General features: G+C 70.2%; 24 protein-coding genes. 10 read left to right on the top strand and 14 right to left on the bottom strand.

From position 1 onward, the window contains the following. Nucleotides 1-162 precede the first annotated feature (162 nt). The gene (locus Q6969_RS03775) at nt 163-420 is read left to right on the top strand and encodes a hypothetical protein (protein WP_317229250.1); all 258 of its coding nucleotides are present in this window, start codon (nt 163-165) and stop codon (nt 418-420) included. Nucleotides 421-632: 212 nt separating this feature from the next. Continuing rightward, nucleotides 633-1,220, top strand: coding sequence for a hypothetical protein (locus Q6969_RS03770; RefSeq protein WP_317229249.1), 588 nt, complete (start codon nt 633-635; stop codon nt 1,218-1,220). Nucleotides 1,221-1,323: 103 nt separating this feature from the next. On the opposite strand, the gene Q6969_RS03765 is transcribed toward Q6969_RS03770, so the two are convergent. Beyond that, nucleotides 1,324-2,253, bottom strand: a complete 930-nt coding sequence (locus Q6969_RS03765) for a hypothetical protein (protein WP_317229248.1) — start codon at nt 2,251-2,253, stop codon at nt 1,324-1,326. Between the two features lie 53 nt (nt 2,254-2,306). Further along, the gene (locus Q6969_RS03760) at nt 2,307-2,981 is read right to left on the bottom strand and encodes a hypothetical protein (protein WP_317229247.1); all 675 of its coding nucleotides are present in this window, start codon (nt 2,979-2,981) and stop codon (nt 2,307-2,309) included. Between the two features lie 438 nt (nt 2,982-3,419). Between Q6969_RS03760 and Q6969_RS03755 the strand changes: the two genes are divergently transcribed. Both Q6969_RS03755 and Q6969_RS03750 read left to right on the top strand, forming a co-directional pair. Continuing rightward, nucleotides 3,420-4,316, top strand: a complete 897-nt coding sequence (locus Q6969_RS03755) for a toll/interleukin-1 receptor domain-containing protein (protein ID WP_317229246.1) — start codon at nt 3,420-3,422, stop codon at nt 4,314-4,316. A gap of 1,089 nt (nt 4,317-5,405) precedes the next feature. Continuing rightward, complete coding sequence (locus Q6969_RS03750; protein WP_317229245.1) at nt 5,406-6,401, top strand: hypothetical protein; 996 nt, start codon at nt 5,406-5,408, stop codon at nt 6,399-6,401. A 39-nt stretch (nt 6,402-6,440) separates the two neighbouring features. On the opposite strand, the gene Q6969_RS03745 is transcribed toward Q6969_RS03750, so the two are convergent. Continuing rightward, nucleotides 6,441-7,049 (bottom strand): recombinase family protein, encoded by a 609-nt coding sequence (locus Q6969_RS03745; RefSeq protein ID WP_317229244.1) that lies wholly within the window; start codon nt 7,047-7,049, stop codon nt 6,441-6,443. 538 nt (nt 7,050-7,587) lie between these two features. Between Q6969_RS03745 and Q6969_RS03740 the strand changes: the two genes are divergently transcribed. From Q6969_RS03740 to Q6969_RS03730, 3 genes are all read left to right on the top strand, one after another. Continuing rightward, on the top strand, nt 7,588-8,103 hold the full coding sequence (locus tag Q6969_RS03740; RefSeq protein ID WP_317229243.1) for a hypothetical protein: 516 nt from the start codon (nt 7,588-7,590) through the stop codon (nt 8,101-8,103). 148 nt (nt 8,104-8,251) lie between these two features. Then, entirely contained in the window at nt 8,252-8,665 is a 414-nt protein-coding gene (locus tag Q6969_RS03735; protein WP_317229242.1) for a hypothetical protein, read from the top strand. Between the two features lie 4 nt (nt 8,666-8,669). Continuing rightward, nucleotides 8,670-9,587, top strand: a complete 918-nt coding sequence (locus Q6969_RS03730) for a MerR family transcriptional regulator (RefSeq protein ID WP_317229241.1) — start codon at nt 8,670-8,672, stop codon at nt 9,585-9,587. Between the two features lie 215 nt (nt 9,588-9,802). On the opposite strand, the gene Q6969_RS03725 is transcribed toward Q6969_RS03730, so the two are convergent. From Q6969_RS03725 to Q6969_RS03695, 7 genes are all read right to left on the bottom strand, one after another. Next, nucleotides 9,803-11,998, bottom strand: a complete 2,196-nt coding sequence (locus Q6969_RS03725) for a sialate O-acetylesterase (protein ID WP_317229240.1) — start codon at nt 11,996-11,998, stop codon at nt 9,803-9,805. A 178-nt stretch (nt 11,999-12,176) separates the two neighbouring features. Beyond that, nucleotides 12,177-12,329, bottom strand: coding sequence for a hypothetical protein (locus Q6969_RS03720; RefSeq protein WP_317229239.1), 153 nt, complete (start codon nt 12,327-12,329; stop codon nt 12,177-12,179). 50 nt (nt 12,330-12,379) lie between these two features. Beyond that, complete coding sequence (locus tag Q6969_RS03715) at nt 12,380-13,339, bottom strand: DUF1648 domain-containing protein (RefSeq protein WP_317229238.1); 960 nt, start codon at nt 13,337-13,339, stop codon at nt 12,380-12,382. After that, nucleotides 13,336-13,686, bottom strand: a complete 351-nt coding sequence (locus Q6969_RS03710; protein ID WP_317229237.1) for a GntR family transcriptional regulator — start codon at nt 13,684-13,686, stop codon at nt 13,336-13,338. The genes Q6969_RS03715 and Q6969_RS03710 overlap by 4 nt, the downstream gene beginning before the upstream one ends. A gap of 40 nt (nt 13,687-13,726) precedes the next feature. Next, nucleotides 13,727-14,773, bottom strand: a complete 1,047-nt coding sequence (locus Q6969_RS03705) for a LacI family DNA-binding transcriptional regulator (protein WP_317229236.1) — start codon at nt 14,771-14,773, stop codon at nt 13,727-13,729. Next, nucleotides 14,752-16,770 (bottom strand): aldo/keto reductase, encoded by a 2,019-nt coding sequence (locus Q6969_RS03700; RefSeq protein ID WP_317229251.1) that lies wholly within the window; start codon nt 16,768-16,770, stop codon nt 14,752-14,754. The genes Q6969_RS03705 and Q6969_RS03700 overlap by 22 nt, the downstream gene beginning before the upstream one ends. Nucleotides 16,771-16,906: 136 nt before the next feature. Then, entirely contained in the window at nt 16,907-17,419 is a 513-nt protein-coding gene (locus Q6969_RS03695) for a MarR family winged helix-turn-helix transcriptional regulator (protein ID WP_317229235.1), read from the bottom strand. Between the two features lie 86 nt (nt 17,420-17,505). Between Q6969_RS03695 and Q6969_RS03690 the strand changes: the two genes are divergently transcribed. Next, on the top strand, nt 17,506-18,003 hold the full coding sequence (locus tag Q6969_RS03690; RefSeq protein ID WP_317229234.1) for a general stress protein: 498 nt from the start codon (nt 17,506-17,508) through the stop codon (nt 18,001-18,003). Here Q6969_RS03690 and Q6969_RS03685 read toward each other — a convergent pair. After that, a complete protein-coding gene (locus tag Q6969_RS03685) occupies nt 18,000-18,692 on the bottom strand; it encodes an acetyltransferase (protein ID WP_317229233.1) in 693 nt (230 codons plus the stop codon). The two genes, Q6969_RS03690 and Q6969_RS03685, sit on opposite strands and share 4 nt — an antisense overlap. 72 nt (nt 18,693-18,764) lie before the next feature. Between Q6969_RS03685 and Q6969_RS03680 the strand changes: the two genes are divergently transcribed. Continuing rightward, a complete protein-coding gene (locus Q6969_RS03680) occupies nt 18,765-19,496 on the top strand; it encodes a phosphotransferase (RefSeq protein WP_317229232.1) in 732 nt (243 codons plus the stop codon). Between the two features lie 31 nt (nt 19,497-19,527). Here the strand turns inward: Q6969_RS03680 and Q6969_RS03675 are convergent, their stop codons facing one another. Both Q6969_RS03675 and Q6969_RS03670 read right to left on the bottom strand, forming a co-directional pair. After that, a complete protein-coding gene (locus Q6969_RS03675) occupies nt 19,528-20,337 on the bottom strand; it encodes a nucleotidyltransferase domain-containing protein (RefSeq protein ID WP_317229231.1) in 810 nt (269 codons plus the stop codon). Further along, nucleotides 20,334-21,383 (bottom strand): ThiF family adenylyltransferase, encoded by a 1,050-nt coding sequence (locus tag Q6969_RS03670; protein ID WP_317229230.1) that lies wholly within the window; start codon nt 21,381-21,383, stop codon nt 20,334-20,336. The genes Q6969_RS03675 and Q6969_RS03670 overlap by 4 nt, the downstream gene beginning before the upstream one ends. Nucleotides 21,384-21,519: 136 nt before the next feature. Between Q6969_RS03670 and Q6969_RS03665 the strand changes: the two genes are divergently transcribed. Next, nucleotides 21,520-23,226, top strand: a complete 1,707-nt coding sequence (locus Q6969_RS03665) for a hypothetical protein (protein ID WP_317229229.1) — start codon at nt 21,520-21,522, stop codon at nt 23,224-23,226. Nucleotides 23,227-23,228: 2 nt separating this feature from the next. On the opposite strand, the gene Q6969_RS03660 is transcribed toward Q6969_RS03665, so the two are convergent. Continuing rightward, complete coding sequence (locus tag Q6969_RS03660) at nt 23,229-24,089, bottom strand: alpha/beta hydrolase (RefSeq protein WP_317229228.1); 861 nt, start codon at nt 24,087-24,089, stop codon at nt 23,229-23,231. Nucleotides 24,090-24,326 lie beyond the last annotated feature (237 nt).

Raw genomic sequence — 24,326 nt, 5'->3', positions numbered from 1 at the left:
GATGCTCGTCCTCATGCTCGCGGAGCGGGCCGCGGCCTGACGCTGCGGGGGTGGGTGTCCCTCGCACCGAGCTCCTCGACCGCTGATAATGACGATTATGTTATGTATAGGCCCGGGAGACCCCTCTCGTCTTCGCGTCACCGTGCGAGGTACCCTCACGACGTGAAGCCACAAACCCCCTACATGATCGCCGCGCCGATCCTCCTCTTCGGGGGTGCAACCTTGTTCGCCTCAGGGCTCTGGATCCTAGGCATCCTCAGCGCAGCCCTAGGGATCCTGGCCTACTTCGCGGCGCGGAGAGCCATGATCCGAGGACGGGTCGATGAAGTGCTCAGCGCGGGCAACGAGGAGCCCACCGACCGCGCCACTCCCGCGCAGGCAGAGCGGCCCCAGCCCGAAGAGCAGCAGAGCTTCCAGTAGCGCTGCCACGTGTACCGGTGCACCTAGAGGAACCCACCGGCACTCGTCGACGGGGCGGGCCTCTCTGCAGTCGGTCTACCTCGCCGCGTAGAGGCGCACAGGTCTGGGCAGGGATCGCCAACTGGGCAAACCACGACGTCAAGTCGACTTGCAAGTAGGACAGGGCGTGCGGAGCAATGTTGCAAGAGGACATCACCCCGGAGGACCACCACGTGAGGCAGATGTACGCCGTTTACGGCCTCGCAATGTACCAGGCCCAAGTAATGGAAGCTTCGGTTAAGAACGCCTTAGTCGGGGCACAGCTTGCCGACGGGCAGTTCCAAAGTTTGGACGACCTCGACGCTGCAAGCGCGACGCACTTCAAGGGCATGCTCGGCAGACTCATCGGACAGTTGAAGCCCTTTTTCGAGGACGACGACTCCCTCCGTGAGCGCCTACACCTCGCCTTGACCATCAGGAACGGACTCACCCACCACTTCTTCTGGGATCACGCCGTGGACGCTACGTCCTGGTCGGGACGCGAGGCCATGATGCACGAGTGCCAGAACGCAACCGCACTGTTCGCCGAGATCGAGCGGGATCTCACCGTCGCTATGCGCCGCTTCGCGGAGCGGTCTGACCTCTCCGAGCACTTCACCCCCGACCGCCTGGCGGAGCAGCAGAGAGGACTCATCGCTCGGAGAACGAGCGCCGACCCGACCGCACACTGCGCTCGATGTGGAGGTGTGCTGATCGAGATGAGTACGCGCGGTTGGAAGTCGCACCGCTGCGTCGGCTGCAACGCAGTGACACTCATCTGACCGCCACGCACAGCCTCTTAGGGACGTCACTCCCCGGGCTGGCGCTGCGCTCACCTTGGCGCATTCCGGTCGTGAGGCGTCGACAACCGGCGCGTCTGGGGCTCTAGAACTCGACGTCTATCAAATCGTCCTTGCTGCGCTCCCATACGTCGTACCAGGCGCCCATCGCTCTGGTGAGGACCCCTAGGTTGTATCGCGCCTCCTCCGCGAGGCGAATGGTGTCGGCAGGATCGAAGGGAGCCGCTGAGGGTTGGTGCATCTCGAGCATGCGACTCTCGCCGTCCTGCTGCCATGGGGTGCTTGCCGGATCTGCACCCGGAACGGACTGGACTCGCCACCGGTGGTACTCGTCGTTACGGCGACGCACCATCGCCTCCCATACATCGTCCGCTGTCACGCTCCTCAGCGCCTCGGCCAGGTCGGTCAGCGCCGACGGAGAGTGCAGACGCGCCTCCCGACAAAGCCGCCGTGCCTGATCACGGTTAAGCGCAGGGAACGAGGCGTGCGCACGTGAGTACGGCCGCCATATCGGGTCCGTGCTGGGGTTCGTTGTGAGCTCGTCTCTCTCACGCTTCTTGAGCATGCTGTCGGCATGAGGATGCACCAGCATCGCGCGCAACGTGACGTTCCCAAAGTGGTGTGAGGCAGCGTGGAGGTATCCGACAAGGCGCTCTGTCGCTGCCCTGGTCCCGAACCCCCAGTGGTAGTCACCGGCAGCGGCAGCAAGCCATCGACCGAGATCCCGACTAGCTGTGGTTGCCAACCCCAGGTACTCACCTGTTGCGCCGGCAAGCCCGATCAGCTCGCTGAGTCGACCAGCTTCAACACCGGCGACCATCCCCTTTACTTCGTAGGGAACCCCCCACGAGCTCAGCGCCTGCCAGTCCTGGGAGACGCTAACGGCCAGTTCTTCGTCTACGGAGAGCGGGGAGCGAGCACCTGGCGCATTGAAGCTAGCCATGATCAGTCCAACGAGGACCGCAGGTTCGCGCTGCGGCTTGGGCGTAGCGGCTTCGGAATCGGTACCTGTCACTTGCTGATCATCCCGGACGGCCTACCGTGTGGGGAGCTCCGCTGGTCTCTTTGCTAGAACCGCGACGGCCTGCTGCCGGTCACGGTCGAAGCTCGGCTTGCGATGACGCCCGCCAAGCGAGAGTGGGACTCGATCCACACCTTCAGATCGAGCGATACGAAGCCGGCCAGCTCGCACATGAACCGGTGGTCGACTGCTAGGTCGCGCGCAAAGATCGGCTCGTGGTGAGCGGCTCGATTGCGCAGCAGTCGCAGGCGCTCCATCCGCGTGCGGAGATCTGCACGCCGACCGGTGTAGTGCTTAAACGCGCCGTCGAGGCCCTTGTTCCACAACGCTGCGTGGTACCGGTTCACGAGTAGGCCTTCCCAGAACGAGGTCTTGAGCTCCGCGACGACGTGCCCTGCCCCCCAGTTACCGACACCCTTGCGCTTATCGAGATAGCCCTCGGCCTCGGCAATCTGATCCAGGTCGCCGGAGCTGAGCGGCGCGACATCCCACCAATCGGCCTGCCCGAAGCTTGCGCCGAGCTGGTCATGCATGGCGTTACGAAGGCCGACCTCGAGCGCTGCGTAGGCGCCGAGCAACGCTGCTGACGCCTCAACGTTCCAGGCGTACAAGCGGATGGCCTCCGCGGCCACCCCCTGCTGTGCAGTCAAGTACGGGGCCAACCGGTCGACCCCGATGGTCTGAGGCAGCGAAGTCAGGGTGGCTGGATCAACGGGCTGCACGGAACCTCCTGGTGTTGCAACCCATGAGGCCGCGTGGGCGATCGCGTGTTAGCCTGTCATCCGTAAGCCCCGGACGGGACGCAATCATGCGTCGGCGCGCCGGGGCAATCACTTTTTACGGGCTGTAGTTGGCTTCACGCGGTCGGCGGTAGACCGGTCCGGCGCACATGCGGCTGGTGGAGGTGCGCTCAGGATCGCCCGCCAGCGCTGCAGGTCTGGAGCCATGCTCGACCTTCTCATGGACGTGTCGATCACCGGGGTGGTCCGGTAGGGGCTCCGTCTGCGGACGCGGAGCGGACGGCGGACATGGCTGTGGCGTCCCCGCACCGTCGGGCCACAGGGCGCAGGCAGTCCACGAGGTGCTGACCCGGACCGCGTGCGGCCGTCCACCAACCGGGTTTCGCGTGGGCGACTGAGCCTAGATCTATCCTCAGTGCTATGACGTCTCCCGATTTTGTAGCCAGTGTGTTCATCAGCTACCAGCACGCCGATAAGCGGTTGGCCGCGGGTCTGCAAGATGGTCTCGAGAAGCTCGGCTACTTCGTGTGGCGGGATGAGGGCGAACTGCTGGTGGGGGACAGCATTGTGGCGCGCGTCAGCGCGGCACTCGACCAAATCGACTTCGTCGTTGCCCTCATCAGCAAGAACAGCGTCACAAGTCCGTGGTGCCAGAAAGAAGTTTCGCTCGCTATGACGGGCGAGATCGCTCAGAGCGGCGTGAAAGTCCTACCGGTTCGCATTGACCAGGTAGAGATGCCTGCGAGCTTGAAAGATAAGCTTTATGTGGATGTACACGGGCAAGACGTTAACCAAGCGACCGAGCGCCTAGCCTCCAGCATCAAGCGGCACCTGGCGCCAGCGCGAGCGATCCCGTCGCGGCGCCTTCACTCGCCCTCTCGGCTGCGATCCATCGACGGCGAACCGGCGGATGCTCCTATCCGGGTCACGGGCGTCGACGAAAAGGGATTGGGGCGCCCGAGGAATGATGGAACTCGAGGGAGCGCGCTTTACCTCGTACCGTTGCGGCTATCTAGGCAACCGTCACGGAACTGGGCTACGTACTTCGTACGGACCTGGAATGGAAGCCTGTTCTCGACTATGCACCGCCCGGGCATCGCTTCTGTATCTGGCGACCGCATCCTTCTAGACGGCACAACCGTTGAAGAAGTGGCACAGCTCCACCTTGACACCGTTCGTGAGGTAGTCATGGAAGCAAATGAGTGGGAACGAAAAGCTCAGGCCGCCGAACAGCGCGAGCAACAACGGCAGGCCAACGCTGAGGCCGAGCACCAAGACCGCATCCGCGTAGCGCTGGACGGGATGAAGTTCGATTAGACGCCGGCCGCAGTACGCGGACTGGACGGGGTCGGCGGCTCTCGCTCTACCGCACCTCCGTTGACGTCGCGTATCTCGATAGACCAGTCCAGCGTTGAGTCCAGCGAAGGTAGCCATCACCTCTTAAATAGTTGTCTGATCACGCCTCGAAGGTCGAGGGGCGGAGGCCCGAAGTCTGAACTTGCCATCTTTTTTAGGGATTCGGCGATTGTTTTGAGAGAACCGTCAACTGACTTAATTCTCCCAGGTAAGGACGTCGAGGACTCCGAGGTAGAGTCCTCCTTGACTATTGATAGATCGAGATTGAAAATGTCGGTATAACGACGCAACCTGTTCCCTTTATATGAAACTGTCACCTGAACCGAATCTGGTAAGCTGGTACGGTTACCGATTACGACATTTCCGCTACCAACGTGCGGAAGAAACCAGGCATTAGACATCTCTTGCGTTGGAGCGAGGGCGCTGATGGCCTTGCTATACCGCCGAGGAACGAGGTAGCCGGTGGTTCCGTCTGAGCGATCTGCAGTAATTGGGGGGTCGAAGGTTACAGTGACATTTTTCGCCATCGAGGGACCGTAGTTCCGCAACACAAAGTCGATAGCAAAGTAGTTGTGCTCGGCCCGGCGAAACAAGGCGATGACGACTGGGCGACTCCGTGCGCCCGAATCCGACACAGCTACAGCGATACCAACTATGGCCACGATCGCTGCAATCGCGGTGGCCGTGGCCTCGACCGGGGCGCTGTTTGTCGTCAACCAGCACCAAAGGGTGTTCCACCAGCTCATGTCTGATCTTGACATATTTCAGGCAGTTATAGAATGCGGCTTGCGGTTGAGTGGCCACCGCAGATGTGCAGTCGTCGCCGTAAAGCTAGAGGAGGCAGCGCCTCACTGGCCGCGGTAGGGCGGCTTTGACGCTACGTCTTGCCGGGCCCGCGTGGCGAAAGACACCCGTGGTGCGGGAGCGAAGCGAGGTCCCTTACGTTTGCACCGCGGGTCGACCACGGCTTCCCTAGCGACCGTCCTAAGAGACGGATTGGCCCCGTTCGAGTGGCATGGCGTGGGCGGGGCCGATCCTATGCTTCGGGTTGTGACCCACGACCCGCTCCCCCCGCAACAGCGTCTCTCTCCGCCCGGGCAGCCCCGCGGCTCGTTTCTCGAGCGGGTCCAGAGGTTCTTTCGCTCTGTGGCGGATGCGCTTGGACGCACAAGGAAGCGTCGACTTCTGTCCGCCGGTGTTGTGGGTCTGCTGGTGCTGGCTCTCGTTGCAGGGACGACTGTTTCACTGATGACGCAGGCACGTGAGGTACAGGCTGCCGAGGAGGCCCGGGAGGCACGAGCCGTGACGGCCGAAGTGGAACAGGAGAGGGTAGCTGCTGAGGAGCTTGCCGATGCTCGGCAGAATCGAGAGCGCTACCTCGTCGACGCAGACGAGCGAGCAGCAGAGGCCGCATCGTATGCCGAGCCCGCCGCCCTCGAACAGCTCGGCACCGATCGTGCCATCCTGGCCGGCCTCGCGGACAGCACCGACGCGAAGGAGATCTCCGCAGCCGTCCGGGACGTCCTTCGAAGCATGAACGCCGTGGGAAGCGAGGCCGACGCTCAAGACCGTAAGTACCTCGCGGCCCGAGAAGCCGCCGGGAAGGGATCGGCGCTGAGCGAGACCTCCTCGTTGAGCACCGCCAAGCTGTACTGCTCAGACCTCCTGAGCTACTACGGCAACGACCCACAGTCCTCCTATATACGCTTCGCCGATGGCGTGTACGACGAGGACCTCCAGGCCGTGCAGATCTACTGCCCGCAGTTCCAAGCGGGCATCGACTACGCGAGTCGCGCCATCCCAGAGGACAGCGGCCTCGCCGTAGGCGACGCCGCGAGCCCCCTCGACGCCTCACCCCGAGTGATCGCCGCCGGCACCTACAAGACGACCGGCGCACCCAGCGACTGCTACTACGAGATCAACAACCAGCGGGGAAGCATCATCACGAACAATTTCGTGAACTCTGCCCCGGGCGGCCTGACCGTCACCCTCCGCTCTGGGCAAGGCTTCGACAGCCAGGGATGCGGCATGTGGATCCCGCAATGAGCCCAAGCTCAAGGTGGATCACGTCTCAGCCGGCACCGTTCAGTATCTGATCGCGGCTGCCGCTTCCGCTCTCTGAATGTCCCGAAGTCGGCGGTATAGCGTCGCCCTCGACATGCCCATGTCGCGCGCGACCTGGGCGGCCGGCTCGCCGGCATCGATCAACCGGGCCGCGTTCTTGACCTGGCTGTCGGTGAAGGCCTGACGCCGGCCGCCCAGGTCCTTGCCCGCCGCCCGCCGCTTCGACACCGAGTCCGTGATCCGCTCCCGCTTGATCTCGAGCTCCATCTGCGCAAGCGCCGCCATCACGGTAAAGACCATTGACCCCATCGGGGTCGCCGTGTCCACGTCTCCTCCACCGAGGTTCAGCACTCGGAGCGACGCACCTCTCCCCCGCAGGTCCTCCGCGAGGGCGAGCATGTTCTGCGTCGACCGCCCGAGCCGGTCGAGTGTCGTGATGACGAGGGTGTCGCCGTCGTGCAGCGCACGCAGCGCCTCATCGAACGCCGGGCGGGACGCGCAAGCTCCCGAGACGCCGTGATCGACGTAGAGGTCATCGCGTCGGATGCCGGCAGCAAGGAGGTCCGTGGTCTGTCGATCCGTGTCCTGCTGACGCGTCGACACCCGCGCATACCCGATGAGCTTCCCCACAACGACCAACCTGTCTCACAACCAACGATGAACACCGTTAGCTATGCACGTACTTGAAGTACATAGTTGCGCGACACTCCCCCGCCACGAAGTAGCAGCGCCCAGCACGCGGCTCGCGAGACGTCTTGCTACCCAAAGCTTTCAAGAGGCCTGGCCTAAACGACTACGGACTACCTGACCTGGCCAGCCGTGCTCGCTAGTGAGCGGCGAAACTCCAGATGCCCTCAACGCACGGCTGGCGCGAGTGCGTCGCGCCCCGGCATGATGACCGGGGTCTCCCCTGCAGCCGCCGACAAGACGGTACCGGCAATGGTGATCGACTCACCGATGTTGATGCTCGCAAGCCCCGCTCCAGCATCCCATCGACTCGGACGCCGTCGACGGATGCGTCGGCCGTGTGGCGGGAAATCTCGGGCTGCTCGTAGGTGATGCGGACGACGCTGACGCTACTGCCCGAGCACCGCGAACGGCCGTCCGGCTCGAAACGGTGCCCACGGCTCCTAGCCCCATGTGATGCCCGGGGTTGTAGCGTGACCGCGTGATCGTCACCATCCAGGATGAACGTTCCAGCGACTTCCTCCCGACGCGCATCTTCGAGCTGCTGCACGCGGCCGACCGCCCCGCCTGGACGCCGGTGACGACCGGCATGGTGGCCGTCGGCGCTGTGGTCTTCTCCGCGATCGCCGGGCTCGGCCTCTACAGCGTCCTCGTGGACGACTCCCCCGCCGGGTACACCCTCACCGTGCCGTTCGGCATCGCCCTCGTCTGGCTGGTCGGGGCGCCTGGCCGCGAGCGGACCAGGATGCGTCGCCGTGCCGCGCGCCATGTAGCCCGTACCGCCCGCCGGCTCGGCCTCATCAGCCGCATCGATGCCCTCGCGTTCACCTGGCGAGCCCGCCTCACCCTCCGCGGCGGGCACGAGATCACCCTCGAGCGTCGCTACCGACGACGGGGCCGCCGGCTCGTGGCGAGCCTCACCTCCACGCTCGGCAACATCGGTCGGTTCCGCGTCCTCGACATCACCGACGACCCCGCATGGCAGGTGATGCCCTGACCCCGTACGGACCGGAGGACTCGCGGCGGGCACGTGTCCCTAGGATCGGGGCCTGCACCATCCTGCGATCTTGCTCCTGGCCTTGGTCCTCGTGCTCTCCACGATGACCGCGTGCTGGCCGGGCGACTGATCGGCGCAAGGGGCCCGCATGGCTGACGCCCTCCGCGCACTCCCCACCGTGACCGACATCGAGACCGACACCCTGCAGGCGCAGACGTTCTCCGCGTCGTCATCGCACACGACCGTCACCGCCACGGTCGACGATGACGCGACGCTTACGGAGCTGATGGCCGTGCAGGACGTGCTCGTCGAGCGGGATCACCAGGCCGTGACTGGGGAGCTGCTGCACCGGGACTTCCCCCTCCACGGCGTCATCCAGCCGGCACAGCTGGAGACCCTGGTCGCCCTCACCGACCTCCACACCTTCAGCTACAGATCGGCCCCTCCCATTCCACCCCCTGAGACGTCTCGCAAGCCATGGGACGTAAGACGCCCCAACACTCACGCCGGCCTACGCCCGTCGCGGCGTTTGACTTCGCCCCAGGGGCGAGGTCCACAGTGAGGACATGTCCGCTCCACGCCCCCTGAACTTCTCCGCCGGTCGATTCCGATCCCTCACCGGCCTCTCCGACAAGGCGCTGCGCTTGTACGCCGAGCGCGCGGTACTCATCCCGTCCGCCGTCGATCCGATCAACGGCTACCGGTCCTACGCCGCCGACCAGCTCGTCGACGGCGTCACCCTGGACCTGCTCCGCCGCGCGAGGATCCCGCTCGAGGACCTCAATCCCGACAGCCGCTTCCAGTTCGACGACCATCGCGGGCGGTTGGCTATGCGCAGAGCCATGGAGGACTTCTACCTCGACCTCGCAGAACGGGTCGCGACAGCCGACCCCTGCAGCCTCGTCGCCGACATCCGTGACGCCGATGCCGCGCACTGGATCGCGTGCGAGATCCCCTTCGGCGTCTCCCCAGACCCGGAAGACCTCGAGGAGACCTTCACCGCCCTGTCAGTCGATCTCCCGAATCTGGATCGCATCCTCGTTGAGACTCTCCACACTGAGGGCATCGAGCTGATCGCCGAATCGTGGACGACGTCGGTGTCGGGCATGGTGCCACGGATGCGCCTGGCGCACCGCGTGCTGGACCCTATGACACCGGATGCGCTCCGTCGCGTGGCCGAGGCCGCGGCTCCGCACATCGATGCGTCCGTGCGGATCACGTCCGGGACGCTGCCGGTACGGCAGGAGCTGGTGCACTCCCTTCCCGACGCGACGCCGACGGAAGACCCCGGCCTGGATGACACCGCGCTCTCCTACCTCGGCACCATCGCCTTCGCCCACCGCATCGCCGCAGGCCATGCCCAAGGCGTGGACGACGCTGCCCGCCGGCGGGCATCATCGACATCGATGTTCGACCCGTCCGTCACCGCGGAGGACGTCTACGACCTTGCCGCGGACGGATCGCGGGCGCACGCCTCTCAGTAGGGCGCAGCGGATCCCGTCGACGGGAGCCGTAGTCACGCGAACGTGGAGACGGCCCGACTCGCCGTAGCTCTGACCCATGACACGGGCGCTGCGACCTAGTCCGACGGTGCGCACTCCTACGTAGGCCCACGAGACGCATCGCAACCTATGGGATGAGGAACGGCCGAGTCGCGAGTCAGCATCATCGGGCGCAAGCTTCTTGCGCCCTCACGCTCCTAGCTCTTCTTCGCTACTTTTACGTACTCCATGTAGTAGCGCTTCCCCATCTCACGTGCCCCGTCGGCGTCATAGTGGAGCAACTCCTCCTCCTGACCTGTGGCTGGATCCGCCATGACGTGCTGGTCAGGAACCCCCTCAACGAAGGAGACGTTGCTCCTCACGCTGGGGACACCCCGCTGGAACTGGTCCATAACCTGCTTCGCCGCGAAGGTCCTGTCTTGGGCAGCTACCCAATCCGGCACCATCCCGCCCATGAGGAACGGAACTCCGGGGTAGCGCTCGTCCATGCCGTCTATGAGCTCCAACAGCCGATCCTGATACTGCTGCATGGCGGCGGACTGCTGACTCTGCCCGCGGTCGGTGATGATGCCGGTGTCGGTCTCGCCCTGGGCCCAGATGACGGCCACGACCTTGCTCCCCTGCGTCATGTCGAGGGCGGCTTCGACCTGCGACTGCGCTCGCGTATACAGGTTCTCGAGCTTCGATTCCGCCGCGCCATCTGGCGTGGGGTTCCAGATCTGTGTCTGAGGTTTCTTCGGGTCGTAGATCGCCTCGAGCATGGCGGTGGATCCCTTCGCCGCCGGGACGAGGAGCACCTTGCGACCCGGGTTAGCGGCGATGAGCTGCCGCCCGAACTCCATGCCAGGGCCCACCCTCGGCTCGTTGTTCGTCATCCACGTGTCGACGTGGCGGAGGCTGTCGGATGCCTCGATGATCTTGCCCTCGTCGGGTCCACTTCCGGCGAGCTGGAAGAGCCCGGGCACGCTCACGTCGACCTCCTTCTTGTAGCCGATGCCCGCACCCTGCGCGTTGGACTGGCCCATGATGACCACCACGTCGTACCCCGGCGACATGGTCGCCCTACGCGTGACGCTCGTGCTCGCGTCCTGGTAACCGGTCTTCGTCCCCGTGGCGGTGACGTTGAGACGCTTGCCGACGTCAGCGTCACGGAGCACGTAGCTCGACGCGGTCTCGCCAATGACTCTCACGTCGTCGATGTACCACTGGTAGGTGTAGTTCGTGGCGACAGGGTTCCAGGCAGGCACCACCGCTGTCACCGTCGAGCGCGCAGTCATGTCACCGACCACGTCCGGTTTGGGCGCGCTCACGAACTTCTGCGGCCCGGAAGCGACCGGTCGTGCGAGCACCTTCAGGGCAGCGCTCGTGCTGTGCCCGGCGTTGTAGCCGGCTTTCGTTGCGGTCACGGTGACGTTGACCCGCTTGCCGACGTCAGCGTCGCGGAGCACGTAGCTCGAGGTGATTTCGCCGGCGACCTTTACGTCGTTGACGGACCACATGTACGCGTAGCCCTCCGGTTCCGGCTCCCAGCCGGACACGTCGGCTGTCACCGTCGTACCAGCTGCAGCCGTCTCCGGGATGGTCGGCTTGGGCTTGGATACGAAGTCCTTGACCACCACCACCGGCGGTGTCGGGCTCGGTACCGGCTTCACCGTGGGCGTGGGCACGGGCACGGGAACAACGGGCGCGCCAGGCACCAGGCGAGCGGCACTGCTCACGCTGGTGGGCTTGTACCCGACCTTCACGCCGGCGACGGTGACTGCGATCTTCGTGCCGGCATCCGCCTCGACGATCCGATACGTCGCGGCCGTGCCTCCCGGGATGGGACTGCCGTTCCGCGACCACTGGTAGCTGTAAGTCGCAACCGGGCTCCACGTTCCCGGCTTCGCGATGAGAGTGGAACCGACCTTCAACGTGCCCGTCACGGTCGGGATGGGTGTCCTCACGAAGGGCTTCACTGGAACGGTCGCCGTCGGAACGCTTTTCTTGCTGAGCGCAGCCAGCCCAGGCCGGGCACCCGTCGCTTCGACAGTGATGGTCTTGCCAGCGTCCGATTCCTGCACCACGTACCAGGCCGCGGTCTTGCCGGCGAGCAGGACTCCCCCGGAGTACCAGGCGTAACGAGGAGTCGCTGGGCTAGTCGCGGGTGTCCACCTAGGCGTCGTCGCCTGCAGCCGGCTACCGATGGTGGCCTTGCCGGTAATGGTCGGCACGGGCGCAGACGTGAAAGTCCCAGCGGCCTGCATGGATGGAGTCCTCGCTGTGACCGCTTCCGCCGGTGCAGCGCTGAGCCCGGCGAAGCCGAGACTCAGGACGAGCCCGATGCCGGTGAGGACAGTTGCGCTCCCTCGCAGTCGATCGAGCAGGCGGGGCGTGTGGGCACGTCGGGGCACCATGATCTCCTCGGGTATGCCGCGACCGGGCAACGCGGCAGCTCATATTTGCACGTGTGAGGAAACGTCCGCTTCCCCCGTACGGGCGTACTCCTCCACCGTCATCACCACGAGACGTCTCGCAACCCAAGGCTTGCGAGGCGCGCGTCGCGAGCTGCCGGCGAATCGCTGCGGGAGCTCAGCTGATGCCGATCATCACGCACAGAGGAGCCCGGAGCGCGGCCCGGAGGCTCTCGAGCAGCGCGACGTCGCGCGTGGCGATGACGTCCCAGGAGGCCTGCCAGATGCGTTGCGGATCCGCGCACAGCAGATCGCCGAGCGTGTCGGTCACCGCGCCACGGCACCGAGACCAGAGCCCCGGGCGCCGCGGGCGGCGCGGCGTCAGGCCGCGTGTCGTGCGCGGAGCAGCGCCTCGAGGACGGACGCCCCGCGATCCGCGTCCGCCACGGTGACGAGCCGTGCCCGCCCGCCGCGGAGCCGGACCACGAGCCCGGGCCCGGAGCGCGTCACGTACGCGAGCCCGCGGCCGGAGAACCGGAGGCCCCAGCCGCCCCACTGGCCGGGCGAGACGTCCTCCCAGCCCGCGGACTCCATGCGGTCGAGGGGCACGCGCATGATCGGCAGCCGCGTCCACGTGGACGTCACGCGGAGGCCGCGGCGGTCGGCCGTGACCTCCACGCGCGCCATCGCCAGCATGCCGAGGCCGGCCGCGACGAGCGGGATGCCGGCGAGCGCGGCGGTGCCCGCGTCGACCGCGGAGGCGGCGACGCCGGCCGCGACGCCCGCGACGAGGATCACCGCGCCGATGCCCGCGAACCAGCCGCTGCCGACGGATCCGCGCCAGGACACCCGGGCCGTCGCAGGCACATCGAGCGGTTCCACGTCGTGCGCGGGGACGGGGCCGGCGACGCGCACGAGGGCGACGAGGGGGATCGCCCCCGCCGCCCCGCCCACGGCGAGCAGCACGAGGCTCCACCACATGGGGAAGGTGCCGTCGCCCACGGTCGCGGACAGCGCGAGCCCGACCCAGGCGGTCGCGAGGCTGCCCGCCAGGAGGTTCACGACGAGCAGCCACGTGCCCGCAGTCCGACGGTCCCGGGCGCGCAGCGCGGCGACCGCGAGCGCCACGCCGAGCACCCCGAGGGCGAGCGCGATCCCGAGGAGCACCCATGGCGATCCCCAGCCGTCGGCCCGCCCGTCGACCCCGAAGTGGATGGCGATGCGCGCCGGCAGCACCGGCGCGAGCACGGCGGCCGCGGCCCCGAGCGCGAGGACGAGGACCGCGGCGGGGGCGACGACCGCCACCCGCGTCGCGGTCGTGAGGGGGGATGCGGTGGTCATCGTGCTCCCTTGATCATGGTCATGAGGTCGTCGAGCGGCACCCCGAGGGTCTCCGCCTGGTCCCGGAGCTCCTCGACGAGGGCGCGGAGGCGGTCGAACGAAGCGTTGCCCGAGCGGAGGACGGTCGCGCCGCGGCCGCGCCGCAGCTCGATGAGCCCGTCGTCCTGGAGGCGGGCGTACGCCCGGAGGACCGTGTGCATGTTGACGTCGACGGCGGCCGCGAGGTCGCGCGCCGACGGCAGCCGCTCGCCGCTCGCGAGCTCGCCGCGGGCGATGGCGTGCCGGATCTGCCCGGCCACCTGGTCGGCGAGGGAGGCCCTCGCCGCGGGGTCCACCGTGATCAACATGTTTGCATTCTATGCGAACAATGCTGCCGGGCGCCAGGGACTACGCGGACTCGCGCACCACCAGCTGGTGCCGCACGCGGCGCACCACCTCGGGGCCGGAGCGCGGCAGCTCCCCCGCGATCATCGCCACCGCGAGGTCGAGCGCGTGGCGGGCGAGCTCGTCGAGGTCGACCGCGAGCGTCGTGAGGGTCGGCGCCAGCAGGCGCCCGAGGGAGAGGCCGTCGATGCCGACCACGCGCACGTCGCCCGGCACGTCCACGCCCGCGCGACGGCAGGCGGAGAGCACCCCGAGGGCGCACACGTCGTTGAAGGCGACGATGGCGTCGGCGGCGCGGGGGCGCGCGACGATGCGCTCCGTCGCCGCCGCGGCCGCCTCCGCGGTGGGGGCGGAGGCCTGGACCACGGACACGTCCATCGACCGCGCCGAGAACGCGCGCACGAGCAGCGACGCCCGCGCGCTGGGTCCGGCGGCGACGGCCGCGTCCAGCACGACCGGGTGACGCACCCCGGCCGCGTGCAGGTGGTCGGCGAGCGCGTCGACGGCGTCGGTCGGATCCAGCTGCACGGCGGCGCGCAGGGGGTCGCCGCGCGGGTCGAGCTCCACCACGGGCACGGAGCCGAGCCGCGCGATCCACTCGGCGGCGCGCGAGCCGAGCATGCCGATCACGGCGTCCGTCTGCGCGCCGAGCGCCTCGACCATGCGGTCGGAGTCGGCCGCGAGCCCGACGTCGGCGAGCGACACGTTCCAGCCGCGGGCCGCGGCGATGCGCACCACCGCGGCCGCGAGCTCCGGTGACCACGGGTTCCGCAGGTCGTCGACGACGAGGCCCAGCTGGTGGTCCCCACCGGTGACGAGCCCGCGGCCGAAGCGCGACGGCCGGTACGCGAGCGCGTCGGCCGCTTCCAGCACCCGCCGCTTGGTCTCCGCGCTGATGCCCGGCATGCCGTTCATCGCGCGGGTCACGGTCTGGCGGGAGACCCCCGCCGCGGCCGCGACGTCGTGGATCGTGGCCCGGCCGGCCGCCTCGCGACCGGCCGGGCCCCGCCCCCCGTCGTCGCCTCCGGTCAGCCGCGCAGGTCCAGCCACGCCACCTGCTCCGGGGTGAGCTCGACCGACAGGCCGCGCATCGAGGAGCGGACCTCCGAGATGGTGCGCGGGCCGAACAGCGGGAAGGTGGGGAACGGCTGCGCGAGCACGTAGGCCAGCGCGATCGCGGTCGCCTGCACGCCGTGCTCGGCGCCCAGCTGCTCGGCGCGGCGCAGGCGCTCGAAGTTCTCGTCGCCGTAGTAGCAGCGCACGAGCTCCGGGTCGCTCAGGTCGTCCGGGCGGGCGCGGCCCGTGAAGAAGCCGCGCGCCTGCGACGACCACGGGAGCAGCGGCACCTGGCGCTCCTCGAGCCACGCCTTGGAGGCGGGATCCGTGACGTGCACGCAGCCGGCCCACGGCACGTCGTACGCCTCGGCGAGGCCGAAGTGGTCGCTCAGCGCCTGGAACCCGGCGCGCCCGTTCGCCTTCGCGTAGGCCTGCGCCTCGTCGAAGCGCTCCGGGGTCCAGTTGGAGACGCCGTAGGAGCGGATGCGGCCCGCGCGCTGGTGCTCGTCCATCACGTCGACGAACTCCCCCACCGGCACGTCCGGGTTGTCGCGGTGCATGAGGTAGATGTCCGCGTAGTCGGTGCCCTGGCGCTCGAGGCTCTCCAGGAGCTGCCGGGTGATCGACTCGGGGTCGCAGTGCGGGGTGTGCGCGCCCTTGGTGATGACGACCACGTCCTCGCGGATGCCGCGGTTGGCGATCCACCGGCCGAGGCGCCCCTCGAGCAGGCCGTGGCCGTAGATGTAGCCCGTGTCGAACGCGTTGCCGCCCTGCTCGACGAAGTGGTCGAAGATCGCGGACGCGTGCGCGAGGTCGGGCTGGTTGTCGACGCCCATGACGAGCCGCGACATGCGCTTGCCGACGCCCGGGATCTCGCCGTAGAGCATGGGGCTGTCGTCGCGGACGCGCAGCGGGCGCCCGGAGACGGTGGGGATGTCGGCGTCCTCGGCCTCGAACGGGTAGCGCAGCTCGAGCGCGGCGCGCCAGCGGTCGAGGGTGCGGGCCGTGGCGAGGGTCTCCTCGAGCGTCATCTGCGCGGCCTCGCCGAGGCCGGCCGCGAGCGCGTCGGTGGTGGCGTCCGCCTCGATCGCGTACGGCTTCGCGCCCGGGAAGGCCAGCGTGCGCGGCTCCTCGCCGACGACGGTGATCTCGATGGTCGGCTCGTCGCGCAGCGTCCACGGGTCGCTCAGGTGGATGCGGCCGCGCGAGCCGTGGACGGTGAGCGCCTCCGGCTCGTGCAGGGCGACGCCCGTGCGGAGCGTCGCGGTGATGCCGCCGCGGTAGGTCGCGCGGGCGACCGACCACTCGTCGACGCCGGTCGGGCCGACGGTGCCGTCGACCTCCAGGGTCAGCGGCTCGGCGACGGCGACGCCGGTCGCGGCCTGCACGACGGCGGCGACGCCCGTGACGGTGTAGCCGCCGACGTCGAGGATCCCGCCGCCCGCGGTGGCGGGGTCGTAGAGGCGCCCGGTGCGGGATCCGGTGCGGAAGGAGAAGGACGCGTCGACGTGGGCGACGTCGCCGATGACGCCGTCGCGGAGGAGCTCGAGGAGCGCCGCGGTCTGCGGGTGGAAGCGGTACATGAAGGCCTCGACGAGCGGGAGGCCGGCGTCGCGGGCCGCGTCGACGAGCGCCATCGCGGTGCCGTGGTTGACGGCGAGGGGCTTCTCGCAGAGGACGGCCTTGCCGGCCTCGAGCGCGCGGACGACGAGGTCCGCGTGGCCCGTGTGCACGGTGGAGATGTAGACGGCCTGGACCGCGGGGTCGGCGAGGACCTCGTCGTAGCCCGCGCCCGTGACGTCGGCGAAGCCGTGGTCGGCGGCCTCCGCGGCGAAGGCGCGGGCGCGCTCAGCGCTCGAGCTGCCGGCGGCGACGAGCCGCGCGCCGCGCTCGCTCGCGGGCAGCTGGGAGAGGAAGCGGCGGGCGATGCCGCCCGGGCCGAGGACCGCCCAGCCGGGTGCGGTCGGGGTGGTCGTGGTGGGGTCGGTCATGGTGGAGCCCTTCGCGGCATCGTCGGCGTGAACGTTCACGACGACGCTACGGGATCCGCTCCGGGCGGGTCAAGGGCTCCCGACGCCTCTACTCGTGAACGTTCACGTGATCCGGGCCCGCCAGCCCGCGCCGCCGTCACCCGCCTCGGGCCTCGCGCGCGGCGGCCTCCGCCTCGATCTCCACGACCAGCCGGTCCAGCAGACGCGTCAGCTCGGTGCGCTCGGGTGCCGCCCACTCCCCCACGAGCTCCCCGAGGAGCGCGCGCGCCGTCGCCGAGTTGCGGTCGAGCGCCCGTCGCGCATCGGGGGTGGCGCGCACGAGGACCGCACGGCGGTCGCCGGGGTCGGCCTCCCGCACCACGAGGCCCCGCGCCTCGAGCCGCTGGACGTGCGCGGTCATCGTCGACTTGTCGACGCCCTGCCAGTCCGCGAGCACGCGCATGCGCGTCGCCCCGCACTCCATGAGGTGGCCGAGCAGCCAGGTGTCGGTCGCGGAGAAGGCCCCGCCCTCGTCGGCGAGCATGCGGCGGCGCACGTCCGGGCGCGAGGCCCACCGCGTGATCGCGAGGACCGCCCGCTCGAGCGCCGCGCCTGTCCGCGCAGCGTCGTCCGGCGCCTCCTCGACGCCCTTGCCTGGGAGCTCGCTCACCGTATGATCCCCGTCCCCTCCGTGCGACCTGTCCGTTGGTACCCTCAAACCATATCGTCCACCGCACGACCCGAGAGGAACACCCCATGTCGACCCCGAGCACCGATCCCCGAGCGAACGCCGTCCCGGCCACGCCCCGCGAGGTGATCGCGAGCTACACCGAGTACGCCGACGCGCAGGCCGCCGTCGACACGCTCTCCGACCGGGAGTTCCCCGTCGCGTCGACGCAGATCGTCGGCCACGACGTGCGCACGGTCGAGACCGTCACGGGCCGGGTCACCAACGGCAGCGCCGCGGTGCGCGGGGCCGCGGGCGGCGCGTGGTTCGGCCTCATGATCGGCCTGCTCTTCGGCATCTTCACGCCGGGCGTCGCCTGGCTCGGCGTCCTCCTCGTCGCGGTCGGCATCGGCGCGCTCTGGGGGGCGCTGTTCGGCTTCGTCGGCCACTACGCCACGCGCGGCAAGCGCGACTTCGCGTCCATCCAGACGCTGACCGCCGGCCGCTACGACGTGCTGGTCGACAGCACGCGGGCCGCCGAGGCGTCGCGCATCCTGTTCGAGACGCCGGCGCCCGCCGCGTCCTAGCCCTCGCGGAGGGCTCGGTCGGCCTGGTCCGCCGGGTCGGCCTCACCACCCGATCGTCCGGAGCCCCGGGACCCCTGGTCCCGGGGCTCCGGTGCGTCCAGGGTCACCCACTCCTCGTCCACGCGGAAGCCGATCGCCGTCCCGGCGGCGAGGATGCCCGCGTTCCCGCTCGACCCTCCCGTGCGGATCGTCGCGACCCCGTCCGCGAGGAGCGCCCGCACGGAGGCGGCCTTCACCGCGGTGGCGAGGCCCCGCGACCGGTGCGCCGGGTGCACGACCGTGAAGTCGACCTCCGCGCGTCGACCGTCCGCATCGACGTCGACGACGGTGAGCGCCACCAGGCTCGCGTCCGCGTCGATCGCCCCGAACGCCCCGAACGCCCGCCGCACCGCCGAGGGCACCCGCGCGGTGCCGGCCGTCAGCGGCACGTGGCGCGTGGCGGGCCCGCCCGGGTAGTCGTCGAGCGTGGCCGCGTCGAGGGCGAGCATGGCGGGCTGGTCGTCCGGCCCGAGCTCCCGCACGGACACGATGCCCGCGACCCGCTCCACCGCCGACCGCAGCCGCACCGGATCCGCGTCGGCCGCGCGGAGGACCGCGCCGAAGGAGCGAGCGGTGACCACCCACCCCTCGGCCCGCAGCGCGTCGGCGCGCGCATCGTGGGCGGGGACGACGACGGGCTCCTGCGGCATCCCCCGAGCCTGCCACGCGGCGGTCGCGTCGGCACGGGAGGCGGTGGCGACGGCGATGCGTACGGTGGGGTCATGCCCGCCGCACGCTCCGTCCGCATCGTCGGCGACGTCGTCCTCCGTCCCGCGAAGCCGTGGACGCCGACGGTCCACGCGCTCCTGCGGCACCTGCACACGGAGGGGCTGCCCGTCCCGGAGCCCCTCGGGATCGACGGCGGCGTCGAGCGCGTGCGCCTCGTGCCCGGCGACGGCGGCGAGGACGCATGGGCGCACCAGACCACCACCCGCTCCGTCGCGTCCGCGGGGCGGCTCCTGCGCCGGATCCACGACGCCACCCGCGGGTGGGATCCGCCGCCGCACGCCGTCTGGTCCGTGCCGCCCGAGGGCGGCGACGTGATCTGCCACGGCGATCCCCAGCCCGGGAACATGTCCTGGCGCGACGGCGTCGCGGTCGGCCTCTTCGACTGGGACGCCGCGCGCCCCGCCCCGCCCCTCAGCGACGTCGCCTACGCGCTCGAGTGGCTGACCCCGTTCAGCACCGATCCCACCGGGCTGCACGCGCGGGGCCTGACCTCCGACGTCGACAGGCGCTCCCGCGTCGACGCGCTCCTCGACGGCTACGGCTGGGACGGCCCCATCGCGGTCGTCGACGCGGTCCTCGCCCGCCAGCAGCGCGCCATCGACGAGGTGGTGCACCTCGGCGCCCGGGGCCACGAACCGCACGCGACCTGGGTCGCCGAGGGATGGCCGGCCCGCTGGGCGTCGAAGCTCCGCGAGACCGAGTCGCTGCGCTCCGCCGTGGGGTGACGGCGCGGATGGCGCGCCGCCGCGACACCCCTCAGCCCGCGGCCGGGATCCCCTCGCGCCGCACCGCGTCGTACAGCAGCGCCTCCACGTCGTCCACGGCCCGCAGCAGGTCCGCCGGCTCGCTCCCCATGCGGGCGACGACGGCGTCGACGCCGCGGAGGCCCGCGCGGGTGAGCAGCTGCTTCTCGTTGGTGATCCACTCGCCGCGGTGGGCGAGGACCGCGTGCGCCGCCATGCTCGCCGCCTCCGCGAGCAGCCCGGCGCACTGGGTGACACGGCCGTGGCGCGCGTGGCCCTCCCGTGCATAGTGCAACGTCATGGCCGCGTCCCCCCACCACACGCCGGGGGCGGACTCGCGGAGCGCCGGCGGGTACCCCCACGACGGCACCTCCCCGCGGAGGGCACGGTTCACGCCCACCTCGGCCAGCAGGATCGTGCTCGGCAGGCCCGCCGGATGGAAGAGCAGCCGCTCGACGGCGAAGCGCCCGGCCACCGCCTCCTCGTGCACCGCCTCGATCGCGTCGAGGTCGCGGTAGTGGACGTCGACCGTGCGGCCGTCCACGTGCAGCGCGCCGCCGCCGTCGAAGGTCCGGCCCCAGCCGCCGCGCGGGCTGAGGACCCCGGGCCAGCCGAGCGCGCGGAGGCCGTCGGGGTCGAACGCGGAGCGGTAGTAGACCGCCACGTCCCAGTCGCTGTCGGGCCGCTGCACCCCCTGGGCGCGGGATCCGCCGAGCGCCACGCCCCGCACGCCCGGGACGCCGTGCAGCGCGTCGGCGACGTGCTCGAGGAACGCGTCGTCGTCGAGCCCGAGGACGGGACCGGCCCCGGGGACCGCGGTCATGCCCGCCCCGCCACGCTCCGCCATGCGGCGATGCCGCCGCGCAGGCTCACGGCGTCGCGGCCCGCCTCGCGGAGCGCCGCCGCGGCCGCCCGCGAGCGCACGCCGGAGGCGCAGTAGACGACGACCCGGTCGGTGACGCCGCCGGGCACGGCGCCCGGGTCCACCGTCACGATGCGCACCGGCACCGCCACGTGGCCCGGGATGGAGTCGACGAGCCGCTCGTCGGGCTCCCGCACGTCGAGGAGCACCACGGGCTCGTCGGAGGCGAGGATCCGCTCCACCTCCTCCGCGTCGAGCTCGGTGCCGTCGGTCGCCGCTCCCACGCCGCAGAACAGGTCGTAGTCGGCGAGCGCGGTGACCCGCTGGCGGCCCTTCGCGCGCTTGACGCCGATGGTGCGGCTGGTGCCGGCGAGGGCGTCGAGCACCACGACCCGGCCGAGCAGCGGCTGGCCCGCGCCCGTGACGAGCTTGATGACCTCGGTCGCCATGAGGGAGCCGACCGTGCCGCAGACCGCGCCGAACACGCCCGCCTCCTCGCAGGAGAGCACGGCGCCGTCGGCGGGCGGCTCGGGGAAGACGTCCCGGTAGTCGATGCCGCGGCCGTCGGGCGCCGCGTCCCAGAAGACGGTGACCTGGGCGTCGAAGCGGTACACGGATCCCCACACGCACGGGATGCCCACGAGGGCGGCGGCGTCGCTGATGAGGTAGCGCGTGGCGAAGTTGTCGGTGGCGTCCACGACCACGTCGTAGCCGCTGAGGATCCGGATGGCGTTGTCCGCCGTCAGCCGCTCGGCGTGCTCCACGACCTCGATCCCGGGGTCCGTCCGGTGCACGGAATCCGCGGCTGACGAGGTCTTCGACCGCCCGATGTCGGGCGTGCCATGGATGGTCTGGCGCTGCAGGTTCGAGAGGTCCACAGCATCGTCGTCTACGATTCCGAGGGTCCCGATCCCCGCGGCGGCCAGGTACTGCAGCACCGGGGACCCCAGTCCACCCGCGCCGATCACGAGCACGCGCGCGCGGTCGATGCGGGACTGACCCCCCATCCCGATGCCGGGAAGGGCGAGGTGCCGGGAGTGGCGTTCGCGCCGTTCGTGAGCATCCTGCCCGGAGCCATGACCATCACGGCCCCGCCCCCCGGGGTGCGTGCCGTCCAGATCGACGAGCGGCAGAGACGACCCCATGACAGACCTCCGTACGGACGGCGGACGCGGACCCGCGTCGACCGGACCCAGCGTACGACGGCCCGCCGACGGGACCCGCGGCGGCCGTCCCCCGGGCCCCCTCGGCCGCTTCCACCACCGCCGCTGGGGTGACGCCTGGCTCATCGGGCTGTTCGGCTTCCTCCTCGCGCTCCCCCTCGCGGGGCAGCCGTCCGTCTGGTACGACGAGGCCGCCACGGTCATCTCGGCCACGCGCGACTGGGACGACCTCCTCCGCATGCTCGGCACGGTCGACGCCGTGCACGGCCTCTACTACGCGGTCATGAAGGTGTGGTTCGACCTGGTCGGCTACTCGCCCACCTCGCTCCGCCTCCCGAGCGCCGCCTCCATCGGCCTCGCCGCGGCCGGCGTGGTGCTCCTGACCCGCACCGTCTCCACGCGCGCCACGGGCGTCGTGGCGGGCATCGTCTTCGTCGTCATCCCGCGCTCGGCGTGGATGGGCACCGAGGGCCGCTCGTTCGCGCTCGGCACCCTCATCGCCGTGGCCCTCACGGTGGTGCTCGTGCTGGCGGCCCGCCGCGCCGGGTCGCCGTGGCAGGTGCAGGCCCGGTGGTGGGCGCTCTACGGGCTCATCGCGTGGTTCGGCGCATCGACCTTCATCTACCTGGCGCTGCTGGTGGGCGCCCACGGCGCCGTCATCCTGTGGGCCGTCGCCTCGGCCCGCGTGGGCCGGCGCACGGTGCGTCCCATGATCGTGTCGCTCCTCGGCTGGGGCGTCTCCTCCATCGTCGCCGGGCTCCTCTCGCTGCCGCTCGTCGGCGTGGTCACCGCCCAGTCGGGCCAGGTCGGGTGGATCAAGCCGATCGGCCCGCGGACGCCCAGCCAGGTGGTGCTCACGCAGCTGTTCCCGGAGAACGCGGCCTTCGCGGCGGTCGCCTGGATCCTGGCGCTCGTCGGGCTCGCGATGCTGGTGCGGCGGGGCGTCCGCCTGGTGCGCGCCCGGCGCCGGTCGACCGCGGAGCCCGTGGGCGACATCGCGGCCTTCGAGTCCGCCTACCTGCACGCCGGCTGGTCGCCGACCCTGCTGCAGCTCGCGGTCGTGTGGTTCGCGGTGCCCACGATCCTGCTCGTGTACGCCTCGACGCTCACGTCCCCGCTGTACTCGCCGCGGTACCTCTCGTACACGGCGCCGGCCATGGCCATGCTCGTCGCGGTGGGCATCCTGGCGCTGCGCTGGCGACCCGCCGTCGCGATCGTGACCGCGGGGCTCGTGGCCCTGTCGCTCGTGCAGGTCGCCCACGACCGCGGCACCACGCGCAAGGCCGACGCCGACTGGGCGGGCATCTCCCGCATCGTCACCCAGGAGCGCGCCACGGAGGCGCCCGGCACCGAGGAGGCCGTGATCTTCGGCCCCGTGCGGCGCCACCCGAAGGCGACCTCCCGCATCGTCGCGTACTCCTACCCCGACGCCTTCCGCGGGATGGACGACATCCTCCTCCGCACGCCGCCCGGCGACACGGACGGGCTCTGGGAGGAGTCGTATCCGCTCGCCGACCGCGTCGACGAGGTCGAGGGCGCCGACGTCGTGTGGCTCGTCACGAGCGACCGGCAGGACATCCGGCCCGAGGTCGCGGAGGCGCTGACCCCGCGCGGGTTCGTGCGCACCGACGACTGGCACGTGAAGAACGCGAACGTCGAGCGCTACGAGCGGGTCGACGCGGGCTGACCTCAGGCTCGGGGGTGCCACTCCCCGATCGCCGCGACGACCGCGTCGAGGTGGGACTCGAGCAGGAAGTGCCCGCCGTCGACGAGGTGGATGCGCGCGTGCGGCGCGTCGCGACGGAACGCCTCCGCGCCCGCCGCGGCGAAGATCTCGTCGTTCCGGCCCCAGACCGCGAGCACCGGCACGCGCGACGCGCGGAGCCAGGCGTGCACCGCCGGGTACAGCTCCCGGTTGGTGGCGTAGTCGCGGAAGAGCGCGAGCTGCACGTCGTCCTGGCCCGGGCGGGCGAGGAGCGCGAGGTCGTGCTCCCACGCGTCGGGGTCGACCGCGGACGGATCCGGCACGCCGTGCGTGTACTGCCACTCGACGGCGTCGCGTCCGAGGGCGGGCCGGAGGGCGTCGCGCGAGGCGTCGGTGCGCTCGGCGGCGTCGGCCCAGATGGGGTCCCAGAACGAGGGCACGAAGCCCTCCTCGTAGGCGTTGCCGTTCTGCGTGACGACGCCCGTGACCGCGTGCGGGTCGGCGAGCGCCAGGCGCCAGCCGACGGGGGCGCCGTAGTCCTGCACGTAGACCGCGTAGCGGGACACCCCGATGGTCGCGAGGAAGCGGGCGGTCACCTCGGCGAGCGCGGCGAACGTGTAGTCGAAGTCCTCGACGGACGGGGCCGACGAGCGCCCGAAGCCGACGAGGTCCGGCGCGATGACCCGGAAGCGGCCGGCGAGCGCGGGGATCAGGTGGCGGAACATGTGCGAGCTCGACGGATAGCCGTGCAGGAGCAGGAGCACGGGCGCGTCGACGGGCCCGGCCTCGCGCCAGAAGACGTCGAGCCCGTCGATCGAGGCGGTGCGGTGGTGGACGGCGACCATGAATAACCCCTTTGAGTTGTTTTGCTGGTTAGTCGGACAGTAGCATGGACGCATCGCGCCACCCGCGCGGAGGATCGAGGAGCAGATGGACCGCGACGAGGAGCTGCTGCTGGCGGTGCTGAACAGCGCGCCCGTCGTCGACGGCCGGCCCGAGGACCGGCTCGACGGCGCGGCCGGGCGGCAGCTCGCCCGCGAATGGGGCGGCACCGGCACCGCGGCCGAGCTCGAGCGCCTGCG

It is taken from the genome of Clavibacter sp. MX14-G9D, from assembly GCF_032917815.1.
Classification (GTDB): domain Bacteria; phylum Actinomycetota; class Actinomycetes; order Actinomycetales; family Microbacteriaceae; genus Clavibacter; species Clavibacter michiganensis_K.
Note: the sequence above shows the minus strand (reverse complement) of the source record. Positions and strands in the feature narration are given on the sequence as shown.

Excerpts from the sequence above, each read along its gene's own strand:
- Q6969_RS03755 (WP_317229246.1), top strand. The coding sequence starts at position 3,420 with ATGACGTCTCCCGATTTTGTAGCCAGTGTGTTCATCAGCTACCAGCAC.
- Q6969_RS03735 (WP_317229242.1), top strand. The coding sequence starts at position 8,252 with ATGGCTGACGCCCTCCGCGCACTCCCCACCGTGACCGACATCGAGACC.
- Q6969_RS03730 (WP_317229241.1), top strand. The coding sequence starts at position 8,670 with ATGTCCGCTCCACGCCCCCTGAACTTCTCCGCCGGTCGATTCCGATCC.
- Q6969_RS03715 (WP_317229238.1), bottom strand. The coding sequence starts at position 13,339 with ATGACCACCGCATCCCCCCTCACGACCGCGACGCGGGTGGCGGTCGTC.
- Q6969_RS03710 (WP_317229237.1), bottom strand. The coding sequence starts at position 13,686 with ATGTTGATCACGGTGGACCCCGCGGCGAGGGCCTCCCTCGCCGACCAG.
- Q6969_RS03700 (WP_317229251.1), bottom strand. The coding sequence starts at position 16,770 with ATGACCGACCCCACCACGACCACCCCGACCGCACCCGGCTGGGCGGTC.
- Q6969_RS03690 (WP_317229234.1), top strand. The coding sequence starts at position 17,506 with ATGTCGACCCCGAGCACCGATCCCCGAGCGAACGCCGTCCCGGCCACG.
- Q6969_RS03685 (WP_317229233.1), bottom strand. The coding sequence starts at position 18,692 with ATGCCGCAGGAGCCCGTCGTCGTCCCCGCCCACGATGCGCGCGCCGAC.
- Q6969_RS03680 (WP_317229232.1), top strand. The coding sequence starts at position 18,765 with ATGCCCGCCGCACGCTCCGTCCGCATCGTCGGCGACGTCGTCCTCCGT.
- Q6969_RS03675 (WP_317229231.1), bottom strand. The coding sequence starts at position 20,337 with ATGACCGCGGTCCCCGGGGCCGGTCCCGTCCTCGGGCTCGACGACGAC.
- Q6969_RS03670 (WP_317229230.1), bottom strand. The coding sequence starts at position 21,383 with ATGGGGGGTCAGTCCCGCATCGACCGCGCGCGCGTGCTCGTGATCGGC.
- Q6969_RS03665 (WP_317229229.1), top strand. The coding sequence starts at position 21,520 with ATGACAGACCTCCGTACGGACGGCGGACGCGGACCCGCGTCGACCGGA.
- Q6969_RS03660 (WP_317229228.1), bottom strand. The coding sequence starts at position 24,089 with ATGGTCGCCGTCCACCACCGCACCGCCTCGATCGACGGGCTCGACGTC.